Origin of the sequence: Klebsiella sp. JN_Kp122 (assembly GCF_040062085.1) — a bacterium.
Taxonomy (GTDB): domain Bacteria; phylum Pseudomonadota; class Gammaproteobacteria; order Enterobacterales; family Enterobacteriaceae; genus Klebsiella; species Klebsiella aerogenes.
In genome coordinates, this window is the sequence record NZ_JBEAHW010000018.1 from 43,700 (window position 1) to 66,642 (window position 22,943).

At 50.7% G+C, this 22,943-nt stretch carries 35 protein-coding genes and 1 pseudogene; 1 reads left to right on the plus strand and 35 read right to left on the minus strand.

Features of this window, described 5'->3' with window-relative positions:
* Window positions 1-19: 19 nt before the first annotated feature.
* The 26 genes from ABLU78_RS06535 to ABLU78_RS06660 all read right to left on the minus strand — a co-directional run bounded on the left by ABLU78_RS06535 (window position 20) and on the right by ABLU78_RS06660 (window position 16,544).
* A complete protein-coding gene (locus tag ABLU78_RS06535) occupies window positions 20-1,192 on the minus strand; it encodes a phage tail tube protein (RefSeq protein WP_163366192.1) in 1,173 nt (390 codons plus the stop codon).
* A 23-nt stretch (window positions 1,193-1,215) separates the two neighbouring features.
* The gene (locus ABLU78_RS06540) at window positions 1,216-1,608 is read right to left on the minus strand and encodes a phage tail terminator-like protein (protein WP_063422107.1); all 393 of its coding nucleotides are present in this window, start codon (window positions 1,606-1,608) and stop codon (window positions 1,216-1,218) included.
* Window positions 1,605-2,156 carry a hypothetical protein gene (locus tag ABLU78_RS06545; RefSeq protein ID WP_063422106.1) on the minus strand — a complete coding sequence of 184 codons (552 nt, stop codon included), beginning with the start codon at window positions 2,154-2,156 and terminating at the stop codon, window positions 1,605-1,607. Before ABLU78_RS06545 ends, ABLU78_RS06540 begins: the two co-directional genes overlap by 4 nt.
* A 1-nt stretch (window position 2,157) precedes the next feature.
* The gene (locus ABLU78_RS06550; RefSeq protein WP_063422105.1) at window positions 2,158-2,541 is read right to left on the minus strand and encodes a hypothetical protein; all 384 of its coding nucleotides are present in this window, start codon (window positions 2,539-2,541) and stop codon (window positions 2,158-2,160) included.
* On the minus strand, window positions 2,528-2,761 hold the full coding sequence (locus tag ABLU78_RS06555; RefSeq protein ID WP_063422104.1) for a hypothetical protein: 234 nt from the start codon (window positions 2,759-2,761) through the stop codon (window positions 2,528-2,530). The genes ABLU78_RS06550 and ABLU78_RS06555 overlap by 14 nt, the downstream gene beginning before the upstream one ends.
* Before the next feature lies 1 nt (window position 2,762).
* Window positions 2,763-3,173 carry a hypothetical protein gene (locus ABLU78_RS06560; RefSeq protein WP_063422103.1) on the minus strand — a complete coding sequence of 137 codons (411 nt, stop codon included), beginning with the start codon at window positions 3,171-3,173 and terminating at the stop codon, window positions 2,763-2,765.
* A gap of 3 nt (window positions 3,174-3,176) precedes the next feature.
* On the minus strand, window positions 3,177-3,389 hold the full coding sequence (locus tag ABLU78_RS06565) for a hypothetical protein (RefSeq protein WP_063422102.1): 213 nt from the start codon (window positions 3,387-3,389) through the stop codon (window positions 3,177-3,179).
* Window positions 3,390-3,429: 40 nt separating this feature from the next.
* Window positions 3,430-4,566, minus strand: a complete 1,137-nt coding sequence (locus tag ABLU78_RS06570) for a P22 phage major capsid protein family protein (RefSeq protein WP_063422101.1) — start codon at window positions 4,564-4,566, stop codon at window positions 3,430-3,432.
* A gap of 87 nt (window positions 4,567-4,653) precedes the next feature.
* Complete coding sequence (locus ABLU78_RS06575) at window positions 4,654-5,418, minus strand: DUF6651 domain-containing protein (RefSeq protein WP_024359389.1); 765 nt, start codon at window positions 5,416-5,418, stop codon at window positions 4,654-4,656.
* Window positions 5,419-5,524: 106 nt separating this feature from the next.
* Window positions 5,525-6,637, minus strand: a complete 1,113-nt coding sequence (locus ABLU78_RS06580) for a phage minor head protein (protein ID WP_117025805.1) — start codon at window positions 6,635-6,637, stop codon at window positions 5,525-5,527.
* Window positions 6,621-8,045 carry a DUF4055 domain-containing protein gene (locus tag ABLU78_RS06585; RefSeq protein ID WP_045419392.1) on the minus strand — a complete coding sequence of 475 codons (1,425 nt, stop codon included), beginning with the start codon at window positions 8,043-8,045 and terminating at the stop codon, window positions 6,621-6,623. The genes ABLU78_RS06580 and ABLU78_RS06585 overlap by 17 nt, the downstream gene beginning before the upstream one ends.
* A 4-nt stretch (window positions 8,046-8,049) precedes the next feature.
* Window positions 8,050-9,354 (minus strand): terminase family protein, encoded by a 1,305-nt coding sequence (locus ABLU78_RS06590; RefSeq protein WP_047053455.1) that lies wholly within the window; start codon window positions 9,352-9,354, stop codon window positions 8,050-8,052.
* Window positions 9,332-10,315, minus strand: a complete 984-nt coding sequence (locus ABLU78_RS06595; protein ID WP_320905270.1) for a terminase small subunit — start codon at window positions 10,313-10,315, stop codon at window positions 9,332-9,334. Before ABLU78_RS06595 ends, ABLU78_RS06590 begins: the two co-directional genes overlap by 23 nt.
* Before the next feature lie 200 nt (window positions 10,316-10,515).
* Window positions 10,516-10,761: a DUF2560 family protein gene (locus ABLU78_RS06600; RefSeq protein WP_047053459.1), complete on the minus strand. Its 246-nt coding sequence runs from the start codon at window positions 10,759-10,761 to the stop codon at window positions 10,516-10,518.
* 799 nt (window positions 10,762-11,560) lie between these two features.
* Window positions 11,561-11,755 (minus strand): hypothetical protein, encoded by a 195-nt coding sequence (locus ABLU78_RS06605; protein WP_242490672.1) that lies wholly within the window; start codon window positions 11,753-11,755, stop codon window positions 11,561-11,563.
* Window positions 11,706-11,981, minus strand: coding sequence for a hypothetical protein (locus ABLU78_RS06610; protein ID WP_048228851.1), 276 nt, complete (start codon window positions 11,979-11,981; stop codon window positions 11,706-11,708). Before ABLU78_RS06610 ends, ABLU78_RS06605 begins: the two co-directional genes overlap by 50 nt.
* Complete coding sequence (locus ABLU78_RS06615) at window positions 11,978-12,325, minus strand: hypothetical protein (protein WP_047077968.1); 348 nt, start codon at window positions 12,323-12,325, stop codon at window positions 11,978-11,980. Before ABLU78_RS06615 ends, ABLU78_RS06610 begins: the two co-directional genes overlap by 4 nt.
* On the minus strand, window positions 12,322-12,864 hold the full coding sequence (locus ABLU78_RS06620; RefSeq protein WP_143830238.1) for a glycosyl hydrolase 108 family protein: 543 nt from the start codon (window positions 12,862-12,864) through the stop codon (window positions 12,322-12,324). The genes ABLU78_RS06615 and ABLU78_RS06620 overlap by 4 nt, the downstream gene beginning before the upstream one ends.
* A complete protein-coding gene (locus ABLU78_RS06625) occupies window positions 12,861-13,160 on the minus strand; it encodes a phage holin family protein (protein ID WP_058675830.1) in 300 nt (99 codons plus the stop codon). Before ABLU78_RS06625 ends, ABLU78_RS06620 begins: the two co-directional genes overlap by 4 nt.
* Window positions 13,161-13,340: 180 nt before the next feature.
* The gene (locus tag ABLU78_RS06630) at window positions 13,341-13,763 is read right to left on the minus strand and encodes a hypothetical protein (RefSeq protein WP_116548389.1); all 423 of its coding nucleotides are present in this window, start codon (window positions 13,761-13,763) and stop codon (window positions 13,341-13,343) included.
* Window positions 13,764-13,920: 157 nt separating this feature from the next.
* The gene (locus ABLU78_RS06635; RefSeq protein ID WP_320905269.1) at window positions 13,921-14,742 is read right to left on the minus strand and encodes an antitermination protein; all 822 of its coding nucleotides are present in this window, start codon (window positions 14,740-14,742) and stop codon (window positions 13,921-13,923) included.
* Window positions 14,739-14,879 (minus strand): YlcG family protein, encoded by a 141-nt coding sequence (locus ABLU78_RS06640; protein ID WP_049056600.1) that lies wholly within the window; start codon window positions 14,877-14,879, stop codon window positions 14,739-14,741. Before ABLU78_RS06640 ends, ABLU78_RS06635 begins: the two co-directional genes overlap by 4 nt.
* Window positions 14,876-15,457: a recombination protein NinG gene (locus ABLU78_RS06645; protein ID WP_049056601.1), complete on the minus strand. Its 582-nt coding sequence runs from the start codon at window positions 15,455-15,457 to the stop codon at window positions 14,876-14,878. Before ABLU78_RS06645 ends, ABLU78_RS06640 begins: the two co-directional genes overlap by 4 nt.
* A 2-nt stretch (window positions 15,458-15,459) precedes the next feature.
* A complete protein-coding gene (locus ABLU78_RS06650; protein WP_049056602.1) occupies window positions 15,460-15,660 on the minus strand; it encodes a hypothetical protein in 201 nt (66 codons plus the stop codon).
* A gap of 4 nt (window positions 15,661-15,664) precedes the next feature.
* Window positions 15,665-16,261: a DUF1367 family protein gene (locus ABLU78_RS06655; protein WP_048228854.1), complete on the minus strand. Its 597-nt coding sequence runs from the start codon at window positions 16,259-16,261 to the stop codon at window positions 15,665-15,667.
* A gap of 34 nt (window positions 16,262-16,295) precedes the next feature.
* Window positions 16,296-16,544 carry a hypothetical protein gene (locus ABLU78_RS06660; protein WP_072060198.1) on the minus strand — a complete coding sequence of 83 codons (249 nt, stop codon included), beginning with the start codon at window positions 16,542-16,544 and terminating at the stop codon, window positions 16,296-16,298.
* 322 nt (window positions 16,545-16,866) lie between these two features.
* Here ABLU78_RS06660 and ABLU78_RS06665 point away from each other — a divergent pair, with 322 nt between their 5' ends.
* Window positions 16,867-17,604: a colicin Z C-terminal domain-related protein gene (locus tag ABLU78_RS06665; protein ID WP_080968052.1), complete on the plus strand. Its 738-nt coding sequence runs from the start codon at window positions 16,867-16,869 to the stop codon at window positions 17,602-17,604.
* Window positions 17,605-17,645: 41 nt separating this feature from the next.
* Here ABLU78_RS06665 and ABLU78_RS06670 read toward each other — a convergent pair whose 3' ends face one another.
* The 9 genes and pseudogenes from ABLU78_RS06670 to ABLU78_RS06710 all read right to left on the minus strand — a co-directional run bounded on the left by ABLU78_RS06670 (window position 17,646) and on the right by ABLU78_RS06710 (window position 22,896).
* Window positions 17,646-18,029 carry a hypothetical protein gene (locus tag ABLU78_RS06670; RefSeq protein WP_048228855.1) on the minus strand — a complete coding sequence of 128 codons (384 nt, stop codon included), beginning with the start codon at window positions 18,027-18,029 and terminating at the stop codon, window positions 17,646-17,648.
* Between the two features lie 534 nt (window positions 18,030-18,563).
* Window positions 18,564-18,821, minus strand: coding sequence for a hypothetical protein (locus ABLU78_RS06675; protein WP_048228856.1), 258 nt, complete (start codon window positions 18,819-18,821; stop codon window positions 18,564-18,566).
* Window positions 18,814-19,017 carry a hypothetical protein gene (locus tag ABLU78_RS06680; RefSeq protein ID WP_020804603.1) on the minus strand — a complete coding sequence of 68 codons (204 nt, stop codon included), beginning with the start codon at window positions 19,015-19,017 and terminating at the stop codon, window positions 18,814-18,816. Before ABLU78_RS06680 ends, ABLU78_RS06675 begins: the two co-directional genes overlap by 8 nt.
* Window positions 19,014-19,800 (minus strand): annotated as a pseudogene (locus tag ABLU78_RS06685) (hypothetical protein). Before ABLU78_RS06685 ends, ABLU78_RS06680 begins: the two are co-directional and overlap by 4 nt.
* Window positions 19,793-20,128: a DUF977 family protein gene (locus ABLU78_RS06690; protein WP_048228858.1), complete on the minus strand. Its 336-nt coding sequence runs from the start codon at window positions 20,126-20,128 to the stop codon at window positions 19,793-19,795. Before ABLU78_RS06690 ends, ABLU78_RS06685 begins: the two are co-directional and overlap by 8 nt.
* The gene (locus ABLU78_RS06695) at window positions 20,121-20,864 is read right to left on the minus strand and encodes a replication protein P (protein WP_196092735.1); all 744 of its coding nucleotides are present in this window, start codon (window positions 20,862-20,864) and stop codon (window positions 20,121-20,123) included. Before ABLU78_RS06695 ends, ABLU78_RS06690 begins: the two co-directional genes overlap by 8 nt.
* Complete coding sequence (locus ABLU78_RS06700) at window positions 20,861-21,781, minus strand: replication protein (RefSeq protein ID WP_048228860.1); 921 nt, start codon at window positions 21,779-21,781, stop codon at window positions 20,861-20,863. The genes ABLU78_RS06695 and ABLU78_RS06700 overlap by 4 nt, the downstream gene beginning before the upstream one ends.
* 348 nt (window positions 21,782-22,129) lie before the next feature.
* Window positions 22,130-22,666: a toxin YdaT domain-containing protein gene (locus ABLU78_RS06705; protein WP_113373668.1), complete on the minus strand. Its 537-nt coding sequence runs from the start codon at window positions 22,664-22,666 to the stop codon at window positions 22,130-22,132.
* 2 nt (window positions 22,667-22,668) lie between these two features.
* On the minus strand, window positions 22,669-22,896 hold the full coding sequence (locus tag ABLU78_RS06710; protein ID WP_032436024.1) for a YdaS family helix-turn-helix protein: 228 nt from the start codon (window positions 22,894-22,896) through the stop codon (window positions 22,669-22,671).
* Window positions 22,897-22,943 lie beyond the last annotated feature (47 nt).

Below are 22,943 nucleotides of genomic sequence, written 5' to 3' on the forward strand. Positions count from 1 at the left end.
GCGGAACGGGTCAGGGAAATTAAGGTGCGGTGACAGTGATTTCAGACGTTGCCGTAAAGGTACGAGCCTTCCCGGTGATCGTGGCGTTTCCGGCAGCATTGCGGGTCACTTTCGCCGTTTTTTGCCCGGTAGAAACTACGCTGGCAATCGCAGGGTCAGATGACGTCCACTGGACGATATCTGTTGAATCAGCAGGCGTAAGCGTGGCAGTTAATGTCACCGTAGAGCCGACTGCGCCATTTGAAGTGGCTGGCGCAACACTGATTGCCGTCGCCGGTACTTTTGGCGCGCGGGTAATCGTTGGCGGCGTATTGGCGGCGGTGATATCGAGCTGAACCTGTACGATGTCAGTATTCCCGGCGTCCGGCCAGTCGCCAGAAATCTGAACTTCAGGGAAGCTGAAGGTATAAGCGCCTTCGGCGTTCTCCAGCGTGAAGGTAAACGGCACCGTTTCGCCGGTGAAGGTTTTTTTATAAATCTCCCAGGCCGCCTTGGACCATGACAGCGTGATCTGGCCTGACGGTGTAAAGGTCGTCGGAATGTTTGCGCCAGCAAATGCTGAGCCGGTACCGATACAACGCTGAGTCTGCATGTTGTTATCAAACTGGATATTAAACGTATCCACACAGAAGCCAGCACCACCCGCCACCCCGTTCAGACTCAGGCCTGTCACTTCCTTAAACGAATAGCGCAGCGCGCCTGCACCATCCACCGGGTTAGTGAAATAGCTGGTATCGTCGGCTTTGGTTTCCCAGTCAAGCCCGGCGAAGGTAATGGTCGCAGTTATGTCGCCATCATTCGGGATTTCAATCTGGAAAGTGGCAACCTGGCAACCGCGGGCAATCTGTGCGATCCCTACATCATCAGCGTATGAAGAAACTGAAAAAGTAATGCGGTTGTTGCCCATCGTCAGCACATTATCGAGCCAATCCGCTCCGAAACAGCTCGCCAGAAAATCATCATGCTGATTCCAGCGAAATCTGGTGCCGACATCGCCGCCGACATCAATCGTGCCACGGGAAACGCCCTGCGCCATGCGGTCACCGCCGATTTCATCGTTATCGTTGGTGTTCTGCGTTGGCATCACCCCGAACGACGAACGGCGTAACAGGTTCCAGACACCAGCAGAGGGTGTCTCCCCCGGTGTGGTTTCGCGAATAAACGCGGTTACTACTTTTGCGCCTGAACTCACAGGAGCCTCCTGTTGATTGTGCGCTACAGAGCGCGATAAGGGATTTGAAGATTGAGCTGTGACCAGCCATCGGTTTCACCTGCCGGGATGGCGGATACGGCGAAATAACTCAGCTTTCCGTCGTCCTGGAACTCGAAGAGTTGCGTTAATTTGTCGGCGGCCTGAGCCAGCTGCAGAGTGCCTGAACCAACAGGGACGAAAAGCTGGATGATGAGAACCCCTGTTCGGTGGACAGTCGGCCCTGCTCCAATTTCGTTAGCACCTGCTTGTCCGGGGATGTCAGTAAGACGAGCCCAGATTTTTCGACCGCTGGGATCGAATACAGGACCGTTTGGGTAGTCCACCGCATCCTGGGCAATAGCGGTCTGCGTCGTCATTCGTCTGATGACAACGTTTCTTATTTCTGTGAGGGTCATTTGTAGGCCTGAATTACACCATTAAATGAGACGGCATAGACGCCTGTCGGCGCTTGCGTAGAGTGGCCATTCTCCAGCGGTACGGAGTAAGGGAGGTTTGACTGAATGTAAATCACCGAGTAGGCCGGCGCCTGATTGATGATATTTTTCCCGTTGAGGAATGTCATTGTTCCGCGCGGGTCAGGCTCTGATGGTATTGAATGATCCGGTTCGCCGATGCTGACAAAATGCGACGCCCGAAAGGTTCCTGCTCGATACTCAGCCGGGCGCCGGATATCCATGCCATCGTTAACACGGACTTTCTTTCTGAGACGGCCAGTCTTTGTCAGGTTGGCAGGATCGGCATATAGAGATTCGTTCCACTCACCTACCGCTTTGTTGTACTGCATCGCAGTGGCGTTGATAGCCCATAACTCCGGGTTACCTACAGGCGATCGCTGGACGATTTCATTCAGCAACTGAATGGCGATGGTTCTTTGCCGTAACCTGACGTCGTCCTCCACCAGCCCGGCAAATGCCGCAGGGTCAATGTTCCAGCCCTTAGCCATATCACGCCCTCCGCAGTTGAATGGAGTACGCAGCACCAGCAGAGTCGGCAGAAGCGGTGATGACCTCGTAGCGCTGGAGTGCGCCAGTAATCGGGTCAGGAGCCGTGATAATGTGCTCAACCGCTGGCTTGTCTGTGACCTCATTAACCAGGGCGGTTAGTTTCACATCACCATGAAGGATATTAACGCCATCGATGCGGCGGAGTTTATAGCGCGCCAGCACTCCGCGCCCCGAGTAAGTCACCTGCGTTTCAGTGCCGGTTTCCGTAACCGGGTCCCAGTCACCTCGAACGGTGTATGTTCCAGTGAAATCCTTAACAGCATCCTTCAGGTCGGTATCGAATGCCGCGGCGACTTCGGTTTGCAGTTCGTCACGAATTCCCATTGCACCCACCACTACGCAGCTGAGGTTTAACGATCACCGTACCGTGGAGTTTTCGGGTATAAATTTCGCCGTTGCGCTTAACCCGCAGCGGGAGCGGAGCAAACTCAACAACGCCCTTTGCCGGGTTTGCGTAAACGACATGTTTGAACGGGTTTCCATTCACAAATACATCGCGAGGACCGAGCCCGTCACCGGCATAATGCACATCCGGATTTTGCATGTTACCCCCTTACCAGCCGCACCTGAGACTGACTAACGCCATATGGCTTAAGCATTGCAAGCGCCAGCTGCAGATCAGAATCAAGCAATGCAGAGCTGTTGGTAGCGAGTTCTGCGAAGGTTTTGGAAACGCTGACATCGTCGGCATCTACCGTCTTGCTGAGGAGCACGCCAGAGTCAGTTTTCTGCTGATACAACCCGCCATTTGCCGCCGCCAGCGCCGCATAGGCGCCAGCCTGTTTTACATCGTCAGGAATGATGGTTTCGTGAGTTGCCTTATCGCACGGCAGTTTCAGGTTAAGCCCATTCATCCAGGTATTAGTCATCAGCACAGATTTGGCTTTTTTGCTTTCATCTGTCCAGGTGGCACCGAGAATCGAATTGACATCTCCAACGGTGATGAAAGTGATCATGCATCACTCCATTTCTTTCCAGCCGTGCGCCTTCCAGTTCTCCACTTCATCAGGGTGAACGTTGGCGGTATTAGGAGCGCCGGGGAATGCCGGGAAATCGGTAACCATCGCCACCAACTGCGATGTGGTCGATACAGATACGTTGTTATCCGCCTGCGTAAACGCAGTTTGCTCAGCAGCTCGTTGTGCGCGCTGCTCTTTTGTTAATCCGGCCATAAGCCCTCCACAAAAATAAAGGGGCCGAAGCCCCTATTTATCAGCCCAGCAACAACGCTGAGTGCGCCGACTTAACTGCTGCTACGCCCCAGGACAAACCGACTTCGTAACGCACCTGGCGATACTGGCGGTACAGAGCAACCTGATAAGTGATGCCTGACACCGGGTCAGTAACGTTCATGACGTCATCCGCAGTATCACCGCCCTGCGGCATTGCCGGGGTACGCGCAGCCAGCAGGAACGCGTTACGGTCGAATGCCATGTTTGCGGTATATCCACCTACGGTAGTAATCGCGGAGTTATCCGCCAGCGCCTGACGCAAGCCCGGTGCCGCCAGGGTAATAGTGGTAGCAGTAGCTGCAGCAACGAGGTATTTGTTGCTGTCACCGTCAAACGTCACAATATCACCTGCCGTGAAAGAACCCGTGCCGGTATCAATCGCGATCAGGATGTCACCCTCAGATTTTGCACCATTTACCAGATAATCAGCGGCAGCCGATGCTGCACGTTTTTTGACGTGTGCAGATTCGTGGATGTTGAATCCCTCCAGACGGCCCACGATACCTTCACGCAGCAGCGCATCGGTACCAGACTCGTTCACCTTGAACAGAACTGACTGTTTACCACGGAGGTTAGCAATCGCAGAGGAACCAAGGACCATCTGCAAATCGGTAGTCGGGGAGCCGTTATCGGACAATACCTGGCGCGCATTTGCCGCATCTGACAGATCGCCCGCAATCCCGAATGGGGCAGTACCAGCCGTACCGACAGCGCGGGAGGAAGCGAAATACAAAGCCGCGAGATCTGCATCCATCTCATTAGCCAGCGCGCGAAAAGCCTGCTTAAACTGATCAGCAAGGATGGTGTTGTATGTCCCTGCGGGCCCCAGCGCCAGTTGTTCCTCACCGTTCCATTTGACCGGGGCCATTTTGGATTTGGTGATTTTGACATCAACGGCGCCGATCGTCTGGTCGCCGTCATTTGGCGCAGTAGCCCCCGGGGTAATATCAACAGTGGTTGCCGGTGGCGCAACCGGCGCAGTAACAGTCTGGTCCTTCGCAGCTGCATCAGCTTTCGCATTACGCGATACAGCCGGGATAAAACCGACCTGTTCGCGAGATACGGTATCCAGAGCCGTGAAGATAGTCGGGATCAACCCGGTAAGCGTATTAGCCATGTGTATGGATTCCTTGGAGATTAAAATATAGGGTTGGTTGAGCTATCCAGCTCCGGCACCAGCAGCCATCCGGCAGCTGGCAAAGAATTAATCGACGATGGTGATACCGTCTTTGAGAGTTGATTGCTGATCTGTCGGGCTCAAACTGGTAAACGCATCGCGTTTCATCGTTTTCTGCCCGAGTGAATGCTGAGACTGCCGTGAGCCGCCTCCCTGGTTGCCGCTGGCCTTCAGAATGTGGTCTTTCTGTGGGTACTGCTCCACCAGGAACTCCAGCGCCTCATCAAAGGCCGCCAGTTCGCCCGGTTTAGAGCGGGAATAAATTTTGTTGCCTGAACCGTCATAGGCAACGACTTTGCCATCCTCGACTTTGAAGGATTGACCGAACCGCGCCTGAAGCATATCTGCCGGGATTGCTACTTTATCTGCGATGAATTTCGACCCAGAGAAACGGCCGCCGATCATTTCCTGATAAAGCTGGCCTTCAAGGGTCGTCGCACGCTGGGTAGCTTCATCAAGCTGCGCCTGGAAGGATTTGGTGATATCCGCTTTAACCTGATCAACGGCGCCTGCGTCGATCAGTTTTTTCTGGTCGATTTTAGTCATCATCTCCAGCGCTTCGAGCGCCTTTGCCGGATCGCCGATTTTGGCAAACTTAGCCAGACCGGCTTCAGCGGCTTCTTTGGCTTCACGATGAGATTTTGCCTCGCCATTCAGAGAGGAGATTTTCCCAACGGCCTGCACAGCATCAAAACCAACTTCCTGGCCGTCATCGTGGACGTAGACGGGTAAACCGCTGGAATCGACTTCTGCATAGCTTTTGCCGTTAACTTCGACTGTTTTCAGTTTCATGTGGTTACCTTTTCGGTGGTCATCCGACCGTTGCACCGCTCACCATCCGGATCACGGCAATAAAAAAGGCCGCCCGGAGGCAGCCTGATTGAAGACTTAAAAAGCTTTAAAGTCTGGCGTTGCTGAACGCCTGAGCATCCAGGTTACGAAGTTGCTCCAGAGTCAGCCATTCGCCCTTGTCGTTGTAGAAGTCATCAGGCGACATGCCGCCGTCACGAATCAGCCGGGCCCGGGTTACGCCAACGATCTGGGACTGTCGCGTGAACGACTGGCGCGAGAACCAGCCCTGATAATCGGTATCCAAAGGCACCTGCCCGTCCATGCTGGCGCGCGAGCTATTTGATATTTGCCCTACAGCAATACCGAGCTCATCAGACGATTTCAGGATGTAGGTTTCGACGCTGCGACAGCAGAAATGGATTTTCCCGGGTCCCTGCAGATACGGCACCTTATGGCCGATCGGCTTGTTATCCAGTGTGTACTTGAGGCGGTCGCGAATCCGACAGTCTTTTGATGTACGGTTATCCAAAGTGGATAACCACTGCTTACCCTTCAAAATGTCATCGTTCGCGTCTGCAAAGCTTTTCCTGGCAGTCGAAGCAAGATGCCCTACAGCCGTTTTTGCAATACTGCCAGCATTGGAGCGGCTCATCTGCAGCGCGCCATCCTGATAGCCACGGTTAGCATGACCCCGGACCTTTCTGGCGATTTGCTCATGGGTATCGCCCAGGAGAAAACCCTGCCGCACTGTATTGGATATTCTAGCCATCCTGTCAGCTTCAAGGTTATCTGCCCACTCCGAAAGCAGGCGCCCCTGAAACGGCTGTGCCATCGCAGTTGCATAAACGACATCCGGTGAAATGCCCACCAGTGGATGAAGCGATAGAACATCATCGGGGATCGCAAACTGGAACAGGCTCATCTGAAAGCCTGCTTCGTGCTGGGCGAGTTGCTGCAGCTCATCAGATAGGCCCGCGTACATTGACTGCACAGCCTCACGATTGAGAGCTCTGACACTAACGAGCAGCGCTTCCATTCGCGACACGGTAAAGCTGTCAGCATCCAGACTATCCATCGCCACCAGCAATCTGGCTGTCAGTTCCGCATCGCTGTCATTCAGGATTTTTATCATTCTGTTTGCAACGCTGGTGCTGTACCGCGCTACCCATATCGCATGCGCTATCGATTCATCCTGAAGCTTGTCATTCGCCGTTGCCATTTGCACCCCCCTGGTTACTCAGCCCGCCGGCAAGCGTGACCTGCTGATTCCGCAACTCGTCGATTACCTCTTCGGGCTTCGCGTCCGGATCGATAAATTTGAGGGCCTGCAAAACGCGAACAGCATCAACCTGACGTATATCCCCCCCCTGACGGAGCGACTGAACAGCCGTTGCAGCTGCGGCATCAAACGTCTGGGCTGAAACGTCCAGTTCGGTGCGTACATCGACATTGCCGCCTTCTTTCTCGCCCAGCCATTCCGCCATAATCTGCAGGATATTATCGAGCGCATCCTCAAGCGAGCTTGCCATGGTGTAGAGAGGTGAATTCTCCTGCATCCGCTCTTCGTGAGTCTGGTCTAAGGATTTAGTCGATGTGTTTTCCGCGCGCAGCAATTTTGCGCCGGCCTGACGCATCTGGTTTTCCAGATCCTCAAGGGAAATCTTACCGGCTTCAATCGCAGCCCCGGTATGCTCGACATATTCCAGTCCCTGCCGCTGGCGGTCATCGAAACGAGTCGCAGAGGAAGAACCTATCGTCAACGTTTCGCCATCAGCCAGACCGTAAGCCACCAGCAACGGCACACGAGCGACATGCAGGATGTTGTCCTGTTCACTCTGACTCTGCCAGTGCTTGATATTCAGTAAAGCGAGATTAAGCAGTGGCGGTGAACCGCGCATAAAGCCTGTTCGCTTCGTGTAAAGCGTCACCAGGGGAATATCATCGCGACTGGTTTCCCACTCGTCGTGAATCTGCCACTGGCTTTCACCATTTTCACCTTTATTTCGGCGATAAATTTCAACCTTACCCGGCATGATATGGCGTATTTGCTCAACTTTCGTTTGCCCGTAATCATCGCCATCAATAATGATGACCTCTCTGATACGCAGATCGGTCAGCACCACTTTCCCTTTAACCACTTTCGATTTCCAGCCGATGACCTGGCGAGGATTTAACATCGTGGCATACGGGCGGGATCCCGCGGCTTTTTCGTCGGCTTTAGTTTTTACTGCCTCCGGGTCAATTTTCGGGAAGTCCACCAGCGCATGTACCAGACCATACTGGAATCCGATGCTGAAAAATTGCTGTGCCCAGACATCGAGCCGGTTTCCTTCCATATCAATATCTGGCGACAACTCTCGTATTTGTTCAGGAGAGTCCTCACTCAATACCGTCGGCTCAGCAAACACTCGCCCGATGTTTTGTTTAATGGCCTCTTCATAGGCAGGTAGTAACGTTGCCGAAGCTAAACGCTCCTTATAGCTTTCAGGATCTTCGTTCGGCCATTTCGGGAGATACTTCTTGCCCTGCCGGCGCATTTCCAGCGTGCCGCCCATCAGCGCATCATTAATATCCCATGCCTCAACCATATCGTTATAGTCGAGGTTGGGCGTTGAAATATCAGGCATGTTTTTACATCCGCAGTTGGGTGACTTTTCCGGTTGGTTTGATGATCGGGAATTGCTTCACAATGAAATACCCGCCGGCATCGTTAGGGTGATCGTTATCCGCCGTTTTATCCGGCTCACCGTTCTCGGCCCAGACCTGTTGTTCGAGCGATTCTGCGTACACCGGGCAGCGCTGTACGTTCACCTTGTAGCGACGTTCGCCGTTGCCATTGCAGAACATGGCATTCATCGAGTTGATGCGGTCTTTCACTGGTGGGTTTGATGCATTAACAACCACATTGAAGCCAGCCTGCTTAAGCTGGGCGATATCAGTGGCGCTGGCATTGCTGGATTTACGAGAATCACCGGAAGCATCCGGATAGATATAGATTTCACGCACCTTGCGATAATCTTTGCCGTCGTACAGCCAGAACCGTTCTTTGATGATGCGAATCATGTCAGGGGTATCGTAAGCCTTCACGATTTCATTCACCGCAAACGGAAGCCCCAGACGTAACACGTGAACAATCCCGGCCATCTTCCCGACGTTAAAGTCCATACCAATATACAGAGGCTCGCCGGGCTGCTCCTCTTCCCGGCAGTTATTCAGCTTACGATCGAACTGATGGTAAATCGTCCCGCTGGTCAGGTTGGTGAACTGGCCACGCAGATAAGCCTTTATCAGTTCCGGCGGGTATGACTCCATCAATGACGGGATGTAGTCCGCCGGCAGGTTCTTTTCGTTGTCGAACGTCGAGGCCTGAACCAGTCCGTACAGCGTTGAGAGAGAGGGTTTATCACGCACAGCCTTTGCGAACTGCTGATAAACGAATTTAAACCCTTCCGGCGTCGTGGTGACGTCTATTCCGTTACGCAGGCCGGGCACCTTGTAACGCATACGCGCGATGATTTTTCGCCAGGCTAATTGCGCCTTTTGCGCGGGCATCACGTCCAGCTCATCAATCAGCGCGTTACCAATTTTAAAACCAACGATGGTTTGTGGTTTCTCCATCGAGCGGCAGATCGTGGTTCCGCGATACTGGCGCCCGGCGTAGAAGTGAACCTCTTTGTTCCCCTCGTTGATTTTGACATTCAGCCCCCAGTCATTGGCTACTTCCTCAACGGTGGGATAAAAGATGTCACGGATCTGCGGATACGTAGGGGCAAAGTAACCCTGGTTGATTTTTGGGTGTTCCCACATTCCTTTGCAGATGCCGCCGCAACCGACCCATGTTTTGCCAGAACCGAAGCCGGCGACATAGGCCTTAAACTTGTACTGCATCGCAAGGAATTTGGCCTGAGGAACGTTAAGCGTCGGTGCTATCGCCATCCTCTTCCCTCACTCGCGCATCGACTACGTTGATATTGATCGCAACTGGCGTTGGCTCGTCATCTTCCGGGTCAGCGGCCAGTTCTTTGCGAAGTTTGTCGATCTCCAGCTGCCGGCGCTCAATTTCTATCTGCTGCAGGCGCTGGGCGAATTCACTATCAGCCAGGCCGAGACGCTTCATCACCGCCTCGAACATTCGCTCGCGGCTGATAGCGGTTATCTCCACACCGTTCTTTCCGAGCTTCACGCCGGAATAGGCAAGCGCTGCATCAGGCGCCAGCTTGCGCGTATCAGCGAAGAAAGGCTGGCCGATACCATCCCCATTGCAGCGAGGACATTCCGGGTTAGGTGCGCTAGTGTGGTCGTAGCCGTATCCCCCATCATCCAAAGGTTCCCGACGTTTACGCTCAAGTGCTTCGAGGCGCTTCTCTTCGTACTCTACGGCATCGCGCCACTGATACTGATGACCGAAGCCCCAGCAGTAACGGCAGCTACCGCGGCGATACTGAGAAAGCTGGTTGGCGTCGAAAGTTGCCAGCCGCCACATCTGCTCAAGCACTTCATCAGCACTTCCCAGCGTGCGCGCAATGGATGCTTTCTGCTGCTGCGCAATGGCCTGCGTAACGTTAGGATTCGTTAGAAGCTGACGGCCATAGTTTGGGTCGCTATAACCCGCTCGCTCTGCGGCGGCAGTGGCGTTATTGTCCTTGAGGTATTCGGCAATGAAGCGCTTTACCTTTGGACTCAGTTTGCTATCCACCAGCTCTTCTGCGCACTTTTCCTTTTGCGCAGTGCGCAATTTCTTCTGCGCAGGTTTTTGCGCAGTGGGTTTCTTGATATATCGGCGGGCAGTAGCGTAATTCAGTCCCTGCGCTTCACACCAATCCTTCGGTGATACGCCGGTTGCGGCATGATCGGACAGGAACCGTTGCTGAAGCTCGCCCCAGTCCGGCTTTGCCATGGATTACTCCAATAAAAAAAGCCACCAGCGAACGCCTGTGGCCTGTGTGGGTTGTGGTGTACATATTGGCTCGGGTGTGCCTCTCTCTGTAGGGTAGCCATCGTGATAGTTGCGTTCTATCTCCTGCTTCTTTGACGATTAACAAGTACACCACAAATTGTCATTATCACATGCACTCATAGAATGCCTGCTGTAACGACTTAACTGGACTGCTCCGTGACTGTATCAAACAGTGCCAGCGCTTCGGTTGCTTCCTGAATAGCCTTTCGGGTTTTCGAGACAATCTCACTTTCCGTGTAAACACGATCGAAAGAGTCTGCAAAGAGCTCTGCTTTGAGATAGCTATCGCCAACCCAATCAATGGCCAGCTTAGCCGCGGCAGTGTCGTAGTTAACTTTCTTGATGATATCTAGGCGGATTTGTTCGGATGCGGTGATCTCTGACATGTCTTACCTCTGTGCGATGTGGGGCATTATCGAGGTCACTCTGAGAATGGCCTCTGTGATGCATTCGCATTTATCCTTGCCACGTATACAAGCAGAGCGGTTACCTACAGGATACTTGTTGCGCACAATAAAAAAGGCCGCATAAAGATGCGACCTTTGGTTAATACCAGTTAGAAAACTAAAATCTCTAAGGAGCCACCCGGGTGAGACTTTTCTGCTTAATAACTGACCTCTGCCATTTCGGTGTTAGCTGGCAGTAGTTACGAGATGATAGCTTCATTTTGGCTATCGATATCATTTAATTACTGAAAAAGCCCTTTATATTAATTATTCACTACTATCCAGAACATTGAACCAGAACAAAAGATGTATATGCTGTTCTTTTGATACCAATGATCAATTCGCTCCAACCAAGTGGGTTGCTAACAAATTACTCGAGGGTTCCTTAGACAGTGAACCATATATTTAAATGCTCAATGTAGCGCTGGATAGGAACATAGATAACCACTCCGTTAGAAAGATCAACAGACTTGATAACACACCCCTGTGGCGCAAAATATTCCCCATCAGAATGAGGCTGGATTGAGTGTTCGTCTCCGTAACGATAATCGTGGGGAAGTTTAGGAAGTGAATTTTTCGTCATGGGCAGCTTCTTAGATTGAAGGAATTTAAAAATCAATAGTGCATTAGCGCCCATGAATTAGATACAAACTTTTCATTGTTTACCGCTCTATTGTCTCGCTTTCAGATTTTTACTAAAGTGGCAGTATATATATCAATAAGTTAGACCTTCTCTGTATTACTTAGCACCCTTCTCTGTAATTTGCGAGCAATTGGCCAGCACTGATTTGTTGTGCGCCAGAATGTCGCGCTTGGTCTGCTTATCCAGCACATTGATATCGTAGTCGGTCAGGTAGATGATTCGTACCCAGTTGCAGGCCGTATCAACCACCACCGGGGCGGGTAAACTTTTCGCGCAGCTCCCGATCAACATCGTCATCAGGCATATGGCTAACTGTCTGCTGTACATTGCAGGCCTCTCTTGTGGCTTCCTCTTTCCGTTCAGACGCGGCGACGCTAGCAGCGGCTTTCTCTTCAGTACGCGTTTGTGCTGATTTGGCTTCTGCCTTGCTGGTACCGCGAGCATGGCCAATACCGAATGCACCAGCGATAGCACCCAGGATAAGGACCACCAGCCCAGCAATAATTTCAAAACTCATTGCTTCGGCTCTTTCTGTTTGTCGGCCTTATCTTTCAATGCCGGCTGCCGTACATATTGTGAGAGCACCGCCAGCACTACCAGCGCAGGGCTAATTAGTGCAACGATATTTGGCGGAAGGATGTTTTTGATATCCGGCGGCAGCATTGCCCAAGCATGAAGCGCGGCATCCGGGAATGACTGCGCCCATACACCGACCAGCGCGCCAGCAGTCCCCAGACGAACAGACCAAGTTCTAAGTAACAGGCGAGCATGTCCCACAAACTCAATCCGGGTATACTTTCTTAACAGCAACAACGTTAAAACAACCACCAGCGCAAGCAGAAAGAAGATAATTAGCTTCATAGGTTTACTCTCTCCTTCACCCACCCGAAGAGAAATTCTTCATTGGCTTCCCGCGCTTCCGCAAGTTCGAGATACCGTGCGCCCTGACTGCAGTTCAACCCTTTCTGTATCACCGTGCCCCCTGCGCTACCCCGTACGGCTAGGTAACTGCGCAGCGCGGCGATCGTGATGTTCCCAATGACGCCATCAGGTTTCAGGTCGGGATATAGTTTGCCGCGTTGGTTCAGTGCCGTCAGCCAACGCTGAAGGAACGTTGTGGAAACACGCGGCCCCATGTTGACGCCGGTATCGCATAACTCTTCTGCGATTGATGGTGACAATTCGGCGATCTTGTCAAATTTGGGCTCCAGCCAATACTGCTGCATATAGATTTCTTTCGCAGTTTCCCGAGGGAGCTCTTTCATATCGCCTTTGTAACCGTATGCACGCGCTGTGTTCTGCGTGATACCCCAGCGAGTAGGGCCGCCTTTATCAGAGGGGTGATCGACATAACCACCCTCTTTGCCGAGGATACCCTCGATAATCTGGTCTGCTGTCATTGTGCTCTCACTCCGGTGATTCGCTCCCAGAAATACGTGAGCGCTACAGAACCCATAGTCCCACTGATACCGGCAGTGGCCAGAATCATGTAAATACTTAGGCCGCCTTCTATGCTGACAAGCCCACCGATGACACCGGTGAATCCTGAAACCACGATTTGCGCGAGAGCGTTAATCCAGCTCCAGGTAGCTTTGTTTTGCTTAACGTCAATCAGGTATCGGACAAGACCGCCCCAGCATGACAGAGCAAGGACAATCAGCCATGAGACTCCGGCAATGCTTTCTTTATCTTGCATACGTTTAGCCATATCACCTCCGAAAAAACGGGGTGCTGTGTGTGTTTGAAAGGGTCAGGACCGTTGGGCTGATTTATCAACCAAGCTCGTCGCAGATGATTCCCGTGAGCCTGATATAAAAAAAGCCGCCAAAAGGCAGCTTTAATGAAGTTGTTATACTGATGTGGCTCGATAGTAGATTTAACCTTTATCGCTTAAGGTGCACGTCCCTTTCTCCAGAGGGTTGTGCACGTCCGACCCTACCAAGTCGTTCGTAATACTGTAAGTTAGCAACTTTGCCTTTTTATTGAGAATCATAGAGATTGCGGGTCCTGATATTTTTTTCTGGCTATCCATATTGCCAAACACATATATATCCTCAATCTGTCCATCCTTATTAGGCGATGAACCATTGAAATACAGTTCAATGCCATAATGCTCTCCCTCCTTATCTTTCCAGCTAGCATAACGATGCCAGCCATCTTGTTTCTTCACATCTTGCCAAGTAACCATAGTGTTGTTTTTAGAATGTTCTGGAGAGCATTTGAAAACCATCATCGTTGGCTGGTTAGTGGCATGCGCGGAAGCCACTAAAAACAATGCTGGGAAAATAATCTTTCTCATAATATCGCCTGATGCAAAGCAGGGAATTATACACATGCGAATGGCAATGGTAATTTATGTCCATAAAAAAACCCGCTCGCTGGCGGGTTGATCAACGGTGAACAGACAATGCCCATCGTTAGAACAAATTAACACGAATTCGGGAAAAGTAAATATCTCAGCGCGTTATTTGTTTGAGCTGTCCCTCCGCCCATGCCTCTTCTATATCGAATTTAGTGATCAGTTCGTCAAAAAATGGTTTAACCGTCTTCTTCCATGTATCCAGGGTGATGGCATCCGTTACCTGGCAAATGGCACTGTGCACAGCAGTGGAGAGGATTCGCTCATACCCACGACCACCACAGCGCTTGCAGTTGCCCATGACAGGCACTCCCTGCTTCTCCGTCTCATCCTGGTTCACTACCTTCCCCCGACCGTGGCAGTCGTTACAGGCAGCGCTAACAGTCCTTTTTCCCTTGCACTTTTGGCAAAGCACCCGGACCTGCTCCCGGACCGACTTCACCTCCTCCCAGTATGATGGATAGATCCCCTTTGTAACTTTGACCCACTTCGGCGGTTTGCCGTCCGGATACGATACTTTGTTGGTGAAGACCTCTACGTCGATGAATCCGGAACCGCAGCAGCAGTCACATTTTTTTTTGCTGGAAGCGCTTCGCGAATAGTCCTCAAAGGCGAACGTTGCGAGGATCTGAATAACCTGAGGTTTTACGTTCGTCGCGAGCTTGCGCAGCGCGGCAACTTTATCGCATTTTGTCAGCGCATATTCAGCTAATAGACCGATAGCTCGTTCTCGATCATTGTTGCTAATGCCCATCTTGCCCAGAAAAGCGCTATACCCCATAGCAGCACGTTCCTGTGTCATGCCCATTGCAGCCATAATGTCAGTGCCGGTTAATGAGTCTGATGTCGTCGCTCGTGGAGAATCGCTAATCATAGTGGACTTCGCGAAGTGGTATTTCACTGTATTTTCGAGGTTCATGCTATTTCTCCCAGATACTGATAAATGCGGACAAAGTTTTTCAAAATTCGATAATCGGTCATTACTGTTCCGCGGTGCCGGCAGAGGCGGAGCTTTTGCCAGCGTTCGCGGATACGTTCGATACCGTCACGGCTCATGCGGCCTCCCGTTGTTTTATTAGCGCACGGCGTAGCGCGCTGTAATGGCGTCTGATGCCTTCCAGTTCTTCGATGGTGTATCGGTGAGGGGTGTTGTTGTTTTCCAGCGCCTCGACGCGCTCAGCGCCGATTTTCTCTACCAGGCCAATGCGGTACTGCTGCTGGTTTCCTGACATCTGCACGTTGCAGTGATGGCACTGCTTGTGAATGTTGTCCTCGTTGTAACGCAGGTGCGATGCTTTACCGCGGGAACGGTAATGACCAGCCTCCCACTGAACCGTGTCAAAAGTGCCGCAGCTGATGCATGGCAAGTCGTAGTCTCGTTCGCGGATATAGTCGTTAACGACACGCTGGGTCATATCTTCCCAGTGCCTGAGGGGCTTCACCGAGGCTTTGCGTTTACGCCATTCGGCGCGCTCTTTCTTCGCTTTCGCATGCGCCTGTTTTTCGCGCTTCTTCTCCAATTCCTGCATGGCAAATTCAGCGCCATGCTCAGGAGAGCACCAGCGGTGGTTCTCGAAAGCTGGAGTGAATTTCGCCCGGCAGATTTTGCAGCGTCGTTGGGGTCTCTTTGCCATATTCAACCCCACATCCGGTTGCGCCAGCGGGAATCAGGGCGCGGTGGATTCTTGTCTTCCACCAGCTGAGCGCTGACGGTCCAGGTCGTAAAGTCCTGGTTTAAACTACGTTCGACCTTTACCCCGCGTTTGCGGTAATTATCTATCAGTTCATCGGCCTGCTCGGTCGTGCAGTCGTGATGGTGAAACCATGAATATTTCATCGATTCACCCCGCAAAGCTGAGCAATTGAGACGCTGCATTTTCAGCAGCTTCACGACTGGCGAATTTATGGGACAGAATCCACCGCCAGAGCACATCCAGTGAGGCCTGGTAAAGCTGGTGGAATTCGGTTTCGTCCATACTCGCGAAAGAAATGCTGCGTGGGTGCTTTTTCAGAGTGCCATCTGGCAGCTGAAGCGCATCGTAATGGCCGGCTTCCACGATTACCCATGAGCGATAGGCGTCAAAGGATTTGCAGATACTGATGCTTCCGGCTCGTTTTTCTGCGACGCGGTCAAGATATTGCTCGGCGATATCCTGGAATACCGATTCATTGCCACCATGGGATGCAAGGAATTTGGAATAACCGAGAATTAGCCTGCGCTCGTTCGAAGAGATTGCGCCGCCAGTAGGCTCCCAGTATTCAAAGCCCAGATTGAGTAAGGCGAAATATCGGCGGTGAAACGCCGGGTTGCGGACAAGCTTATATTCGGCCTCCAGGACGGCACCGAGCTTGCATTTTGTTTGAAGAAAATCGCTGGTCTCCGGCGTTGCGGGGATCAGGATACCTTGAGAATGTTTTATTAAGTGCAATTGCGCCATGGTTTTTCTCCGTGGCGCAGTAGGTAACGGTTGTTCAGGCCGTTGATTTCATATTATCAGAAGGTGGAATAACACGATAGCCGAGTCGTTCAGCAAACCTCATAAATCCATTTAAGGTAAATATTTCTTCTTCTGGCAATAATGGGCGCATGGAGATAATACCATCGGACCTATAAACGAGATGCCTTCCCGTTGAAGGAAAGCTACATATAACGACCCCATCAGTCCGCCTTACTACATCGTACCAAGCCTGATCATTAGGAGTTTCAAAACAAATCGTCACGTTCCCTCCCTGAGTGACCTGCAGACGTACTCACATAACGCCAGTTCCGCAACTGTAGATGACTTTATCCACTTATTCATTTTCAGTTCGGTGTACATTAACACCCCCAAAAGCACTGTATATACAAACAGTACACTCAAAAATAATATTGTTCAACCTTAAGGTCAAATGTTTGAATGATGCGCATAACAGGCTAATGACTGTTCCAACCTAAAAAAAACTCCAGACTTGTTGACAATGATTATCAACAACAATACAGTAGAAATACTGGTTATTTATACAGTATTTTATTTACAACTTTAAACGTCAAAGAGGAATTATCATGGCTGATGAAACCATGGTTGTAAAAGGCACTGCATCACCCAGTTTTGGACAAGACTTATCTATTCCAGGTGGTTCGAATGCCCCACACGTACCTGTGACTGGTCACATTAAAGGAGGAGTCAATTTCCCAGTCGCTATTACCCCAGACGGGTGGCCAGTAGATATCTCTGAAAGGAAGAAAAGTGAAATCAGACCAGACGTTGATTCATTACCAGTTGACACCAAAGTCGTAGTGGAAAATGGTACACCTGCCAATGGATATCGATTAGTAACGAACTATATCCCCATCGGGCAGGTTGAAGAACGTATTACTGTTTTAGCGAAAAAGTATCATAATCAACAGCCGCGCTTAATTCTTACCGATGGTTTATCCATCAGTTTCGATAGTTTTCATCAATTATTTGCTTTCGCTAATCGTTCTAAAGCTCGTGGAACACCCGGTGGTCAGAATCATGGCGCCTCCACACAAGCATGGGCACCTCCGCTCACTTGGGGTCCATGGGTTGATTTAGCTTCGCATGTTGGTGTTGACGTATATACAATCAATTTTGATACTGTGTCTGAAGCTCCATCAACTTTTTCTATACAAATTGAGTATGCCGGCACAAATGGTATGGTTACGATTAATACTTTAGGCCCTGGTTCATATCAAGTAACAGATAATAATGGTGCAGGAACTGATCGTATTCGTTTTAAGAGCCATACGATCGGGCAAAATATTAGCATTCAATATTAACTACTAAATACAGGGCGCCTTTTACAAGGTGCCCATTTATGTTATTCATAAACCCCATAAATACTATGAGCCGTATCTTTATTAGGTACGGAAAGATTAAATCCGTCTTCTGTTTTTATCTGTGATGCAATTTTAGCATTCAGGAGAGCCTGACTATTGAAAGTGACGACTAGATTTTTTCCTATATTATCAGAGATAAGCTTGTCGAATTTTTGAGAGCAGACTTCACTCTTTTTGACTTTTATAAAAACGCTGGGAGAGGATGCATCTTTAAATGAAACATCATCAATACAATCTTTTTTCAATGTGAAGGTTTCATCCCCTGCACTGAAACTGAGCTCTCTGTTTTTAGCATGAACGCTACATGAGGCGATGAATACCGCTGCCAGCAATACAGGTAATATGTTTCCAATCTTTTTCTTCATCACTATCTCCATATGCTATCGAGTTATAAAAATTCGCTCACTTACTTCCGTTTTTATATTAATATACAGCAAAAAAGAGCATTTGCTAACTTTGAAAGAGCCCTGAACCTAAGAAATACTCATCTTCATAGCAGGGAAACTGATGCTCTCTTATTACGCTATACAAATGATCACAGCAATGCCAATAGTCTGTGCTGCCTCAATTCACATAACCCCCTTAGTAACTGACTAGCCTCTTCGGTTTCTTCTTCAAGCCAAATTCAGACATTGTTGCATAGTGTGCTTGTAATTTTGCGATGATAGCATTCAATTCTTCATCAGTCAGAACGTTGTCAGTCATCAATTCTTCTCCGTTCAATACCTGTATCGATTATGGACTTTCGCAGTATGCGACTCTCTGAACGGCATTGTAATATTTCAATTAGTATTAAACTACGCCTTGTACTAGCTGGGATTTAGAAGGGAAAGGTTGAGTATCATGACGACCATTCCTTGATAGTTTATAACATCCTCCCCCCCATACGGTGGTTTGTTTCACACCGACTCTAGCCTATCTAAGGCTCTGGCTATCTCTTCGAAAAAGCCATCTCGGGTATGGCTGGTCATTGCTGGTAAAAATACGGCCATCAGCCTGTTTGTGTTGCAGTTCTCATCGTCTGCGAACAGAGCGATTTTTTTATCCAAGCGCACCTTCGCTTCCTGCAACTGCTCGTTTTTCTTGTTAGTGCGCTGGATATAGTCGGCAATGATTTCTATAGCCTTGTTTGTGTATTTTTCGACGTGTTCAGTCATGTGAACCACCTATCGCCTCAATCGTTTCCAACAACAACCGGCGGCGCGTATTTTCTGCAAAGTGACGGCGCCCGGTTTCTTTGTGGTAAAACTCGTTTTTGCCGACGACCCACATCCGCTCTGTCTGGTGCAGTTTTTTTACCTTCGGACCGTCTTTGGTGATCACGGTGCCGGTATGGGTTTTTACGATTGTCATACAGCCTCCCCAAGCACCCAGCGCAGAGCCGCCGCGTATTCACCGCTGGCACCTTCGAGGGCTTTTGTGATTTCTTTGCGTGATTTGAGACGTGACTTAGTTTCGCCAAGCACAGCGCGCTGACGCCGGGCTTTTTCATGGCCGGTTGTGCCAGCAGTTGCCGCTTCGATTTGAGCGACCTTCTCCCGCTGCTCTTCTGGTTTAAGCGATACCAGCTGACGCGCCTGAGTAACGGTGACAGTTCCAGACTCCACTGCATCGCGAACAGCCTGAGTAGCATCCAGCAGTGACAGCGTTGCGCGTACGGTCTGGACGCTACAGCCAAACATCTGAGAGAGGTCTTGTTCATCGTGTCCACGTTCCAGCGCATCAGCCATTTTTTTTGCGCGGCCCAGCGGCGTATCTGCCTGGCGGATTTCGTTAGCGCTTACCATCGCCTGCGCCATGCGGATAGCAGAGCCACGTTTAGTGACTGCCGGAACCTGTAACGGTTCTTTGCCCTCATTCGACAGACGCTTGTTGGCTTCCAGTGTATGGCGCACACGCTGGCGACCATCAACCACACAGGACAACCCGCTCTCAGCGGTCTTTCCAGACAATGATTGGTTCCAGTACTCCCTGGTCCATGATGTTCAGCACCATTGCCTCGCTGATAGGAAGGTGAATACGCTCATCGTAAAGTGGGTGGGCCTTATCGGTGACCAGGTGCAGGTTTTCAGGCTCGAAGTTGAGCACGTTTGTTTTGCCGCTGGCACCGTATACATCGATAGAATTCTTAGCCATGAATAGCCTCCTGAACATCTAAAACTCGCTGAAAAACAGGACTGCCAAGCAGGCTGTAATTCATCCCAACAACTGCTTTCGGCACCAGACCAAATCGTTTCATGTCAAAATCGATGATGGCGCGCTGATCGCGGAATAAACCGGATCGGCCATGCCGAACAACTTCGCCAGTGGCTTCCGCATCACGGAAATACTTCAGAACGGTATCGCGGCTTAACCCCAGTTTTTTCATTGCTTCGCTGGTCGTCAGTCGCCCCTTATGTTTCGTGAGACGAATCACTGCGCGGACATACTCCCGGCGCTCAGCAGTTGAAAATGCTCTAGCCATGATTCCGCTCTCTTCCCAAACCGAACTTCGCGCGAATCTCAGCAATTTTGTTTAACCCCTGCTCGTTGCTTAACGGACGTCCGCCGAGTTTTGGGATCTGCTTAACCGGTTCTGGAAGCGTTTCTCCGGCGTTCAAGCGACGAACCATACGCAACAGTTCATCCGATGCTTTACGACGCAGTTCTGAATCGCTGAGGCCATTTGCGCGCATATCGGTGTACAGTCCCGTGACCATCCAGTAGCAGGCTTTGTGCTTCAGCGTGGCCGGGATGACTTTGTGCTCAGGCCAAGGATATGACTCTGCGTCGGGGTACTGTCCGCGAGTTCGGCAATACTGGTAGACCATATCAACCAGTTCATTCGCATCTGGCAGTCCAGCAGAAACAGCCTGTTCTGAACGGCACCAGGCGACGAATTGTCCCGGCGACGGCATGAACGGTTTTTCCTGTTTGCGGGCAACACGCATTCCGGCGTTAATCTGCTCCATGGTGGTGATCCCGTTCTCTTTGAACGCAAGAAGCCATTGCCGGCGCATCTCGTTGAGGTCTTCTGCAGACTTGCTGGCCAGTGCCGGGAATACGGCGAGCAGCTGGCGAAACAGCTCGTTGAATATCTCAGCCGTTTTTGTCGCCTGATGTGCAAAGCTATGCGCATCCTGCATTTCAGACATGCCGGCTGCGATACGCTGGAAGTTCTTCCGGTCAAAGTTATGCATGCTTTCTGCGAGAGATTTCATTCAAGTACCCCCTTGATCCAGTCGGTATTGTCCAGCGCAGCTGCACAGGATTTCGCGTGTTGTGGGTTTGGGTTGCGCTGACGTTTAGTCGTGAGCTTATCCCACTGTTTTCGCAGGCTGGTGGGGCTCAGAATGTTGTTCTGCCAGAAGCTGTCTTCGTTGGCCCACTTGAACAATTCGCAGATTTCGTAATGGCTGCGCTTGTCCTGCATGCGCATCAGACGGATGGTGTTTGCCCATTCAACCCAGTTCGGTTCTGAGAGTGAGGCATTCACGGTGAGGGCTTTATCGAAAATCCATCGCGCGGCTTTGAGGTCGTCAGCTGTTCCCCAGGATTTTCCCGCAGGGGTATAAATCCCATCGGACGCTTCTGGATGACGAGAGAGAAACTTCAAAGTTTCCTCGTTTCGGGATTCTTTAGAATTCCGAGACGAAGAAGATCTTTTACTATTGTTCTTGTTCTTGTATTGGGTGTCTCCCGTTTCCGGGAAGAGTTTTCCCGTTTTCGGTAACACTTTTCCCGATTCCGGGAAGAGTTTTCCCGTTTTCGGCTTGTCTAAAATCCACTCAGATAGCTCAGTATTTATACCGACAATTTTCATCACTCCCTGCTTATGAGCGAAGATAATTTTCCGCTCCGCGAGAGATTTGATTGTGTCGGAAATATGCGACTCTCCGAGGTCTGTAAGCTCAGCAATCACCGTGTTTGTTACTCGGTCCTGCTTCTTGTTCCATCCATAGGTAAGCCAGATAACAGCCTCAAGACACTGCCACTCACGACCAGACATCCGCAGACGTGGCTTGAGCTTCTGTATCTCGTTTGCGATCTTGGTATACCCGTTAGCCAGGTCGGCCATTTGACCTCCCGAACGCTCGGTTTTAATCGGAAAATTGATAACTTCAGCGGTATTTGACATACTCACTCCGTGAACTAAGAGCCCTTTTTTCACACCCCGAAGACTGGCTGTGTTGGCGCACAACAGTCTTCACCCACTCAGAACAACCCAACCTGGCTATTCCCCTTACGGATTGATTTCTTTGCTTCTCGCTTTTCTGCAGCGCTGGTTTGCTTCTCAGCCCACAGCCTGGCGTGGCGCATAACATCATCAAAAATGCCTCCCTTACGACTGGCCTGTGACATGCGCTTGTACATATCGACAGCCTGAAATGCCCCCCTGAGCCACTGACTGGGTAAATCCCTGCCGGATAAGCTCTTCGCGGACGTTTTTCTCAATGAATTCGATATGGTTCACGTAAACCTCCAGCTACAACGTGCCGAGCATTGAGGTGACGATTGCCATTAGCGGCCCCGTTAGCTCTGGGTCAACCCGGAACATCTCGACAATGCCCTCACTCAGCTCTTTCAGCTTCTGATGGCGTGGTGCCCCCATAGCAACGGCAACCTTCGCTTCGCTGGTTTCTTTCTCCAGACGAGCCAGTCGGGACATAAAACTCTCTTCGGGCAATAGGCGGTGGCGGTATTCCAGCGGAAGAACGGCCATGATCGCCGGTGTAAGAAGGCGAACATACTCGCGATAGCGCTCAGACTCGGCCGGGTTGTCCAGGTAGCGAAAAAGCTTCTGGCGGGCACGGCTGATATCATCAGGAAACGCGATCTCCTCGCCGCCCTGCTGTCGCCACTCATCGATGATGTGTGCCGACACAACATCCTGCCCTTCAGCTGCAGCCCAGGCGCGAACGGCGGAGCGAATAGCGTCGTGATCTGACTCTCTCAGCTGATTTCGCTTTATCAAAGTGCCGGTCTTGAATCCGGTATTTTGTTGAAAGGAGAGTATTTGCATGGTCAGCCTTCCTCTTTCGGTAGGCCGTCTGTTGGATTTGGATAAAGATCAGGGCGAAGTTCGTGAGGTGTAATGCCTGTAGCCTGAAAAATAGAGGAAATGCGTCCCTGAGGCACAAGCCCCCCACAACGTTTTTTCCAATGACTAATTGTCATTGATGAGACGTCCAATTTTTCAGCAAGCTTTGTTGCGTTACCGGCATTTTTTATGGCTTTCTCTAATGCATTCATAAGTGACTCCTTATAGTTTACGAATCAAATTAAACATTATGTTTATT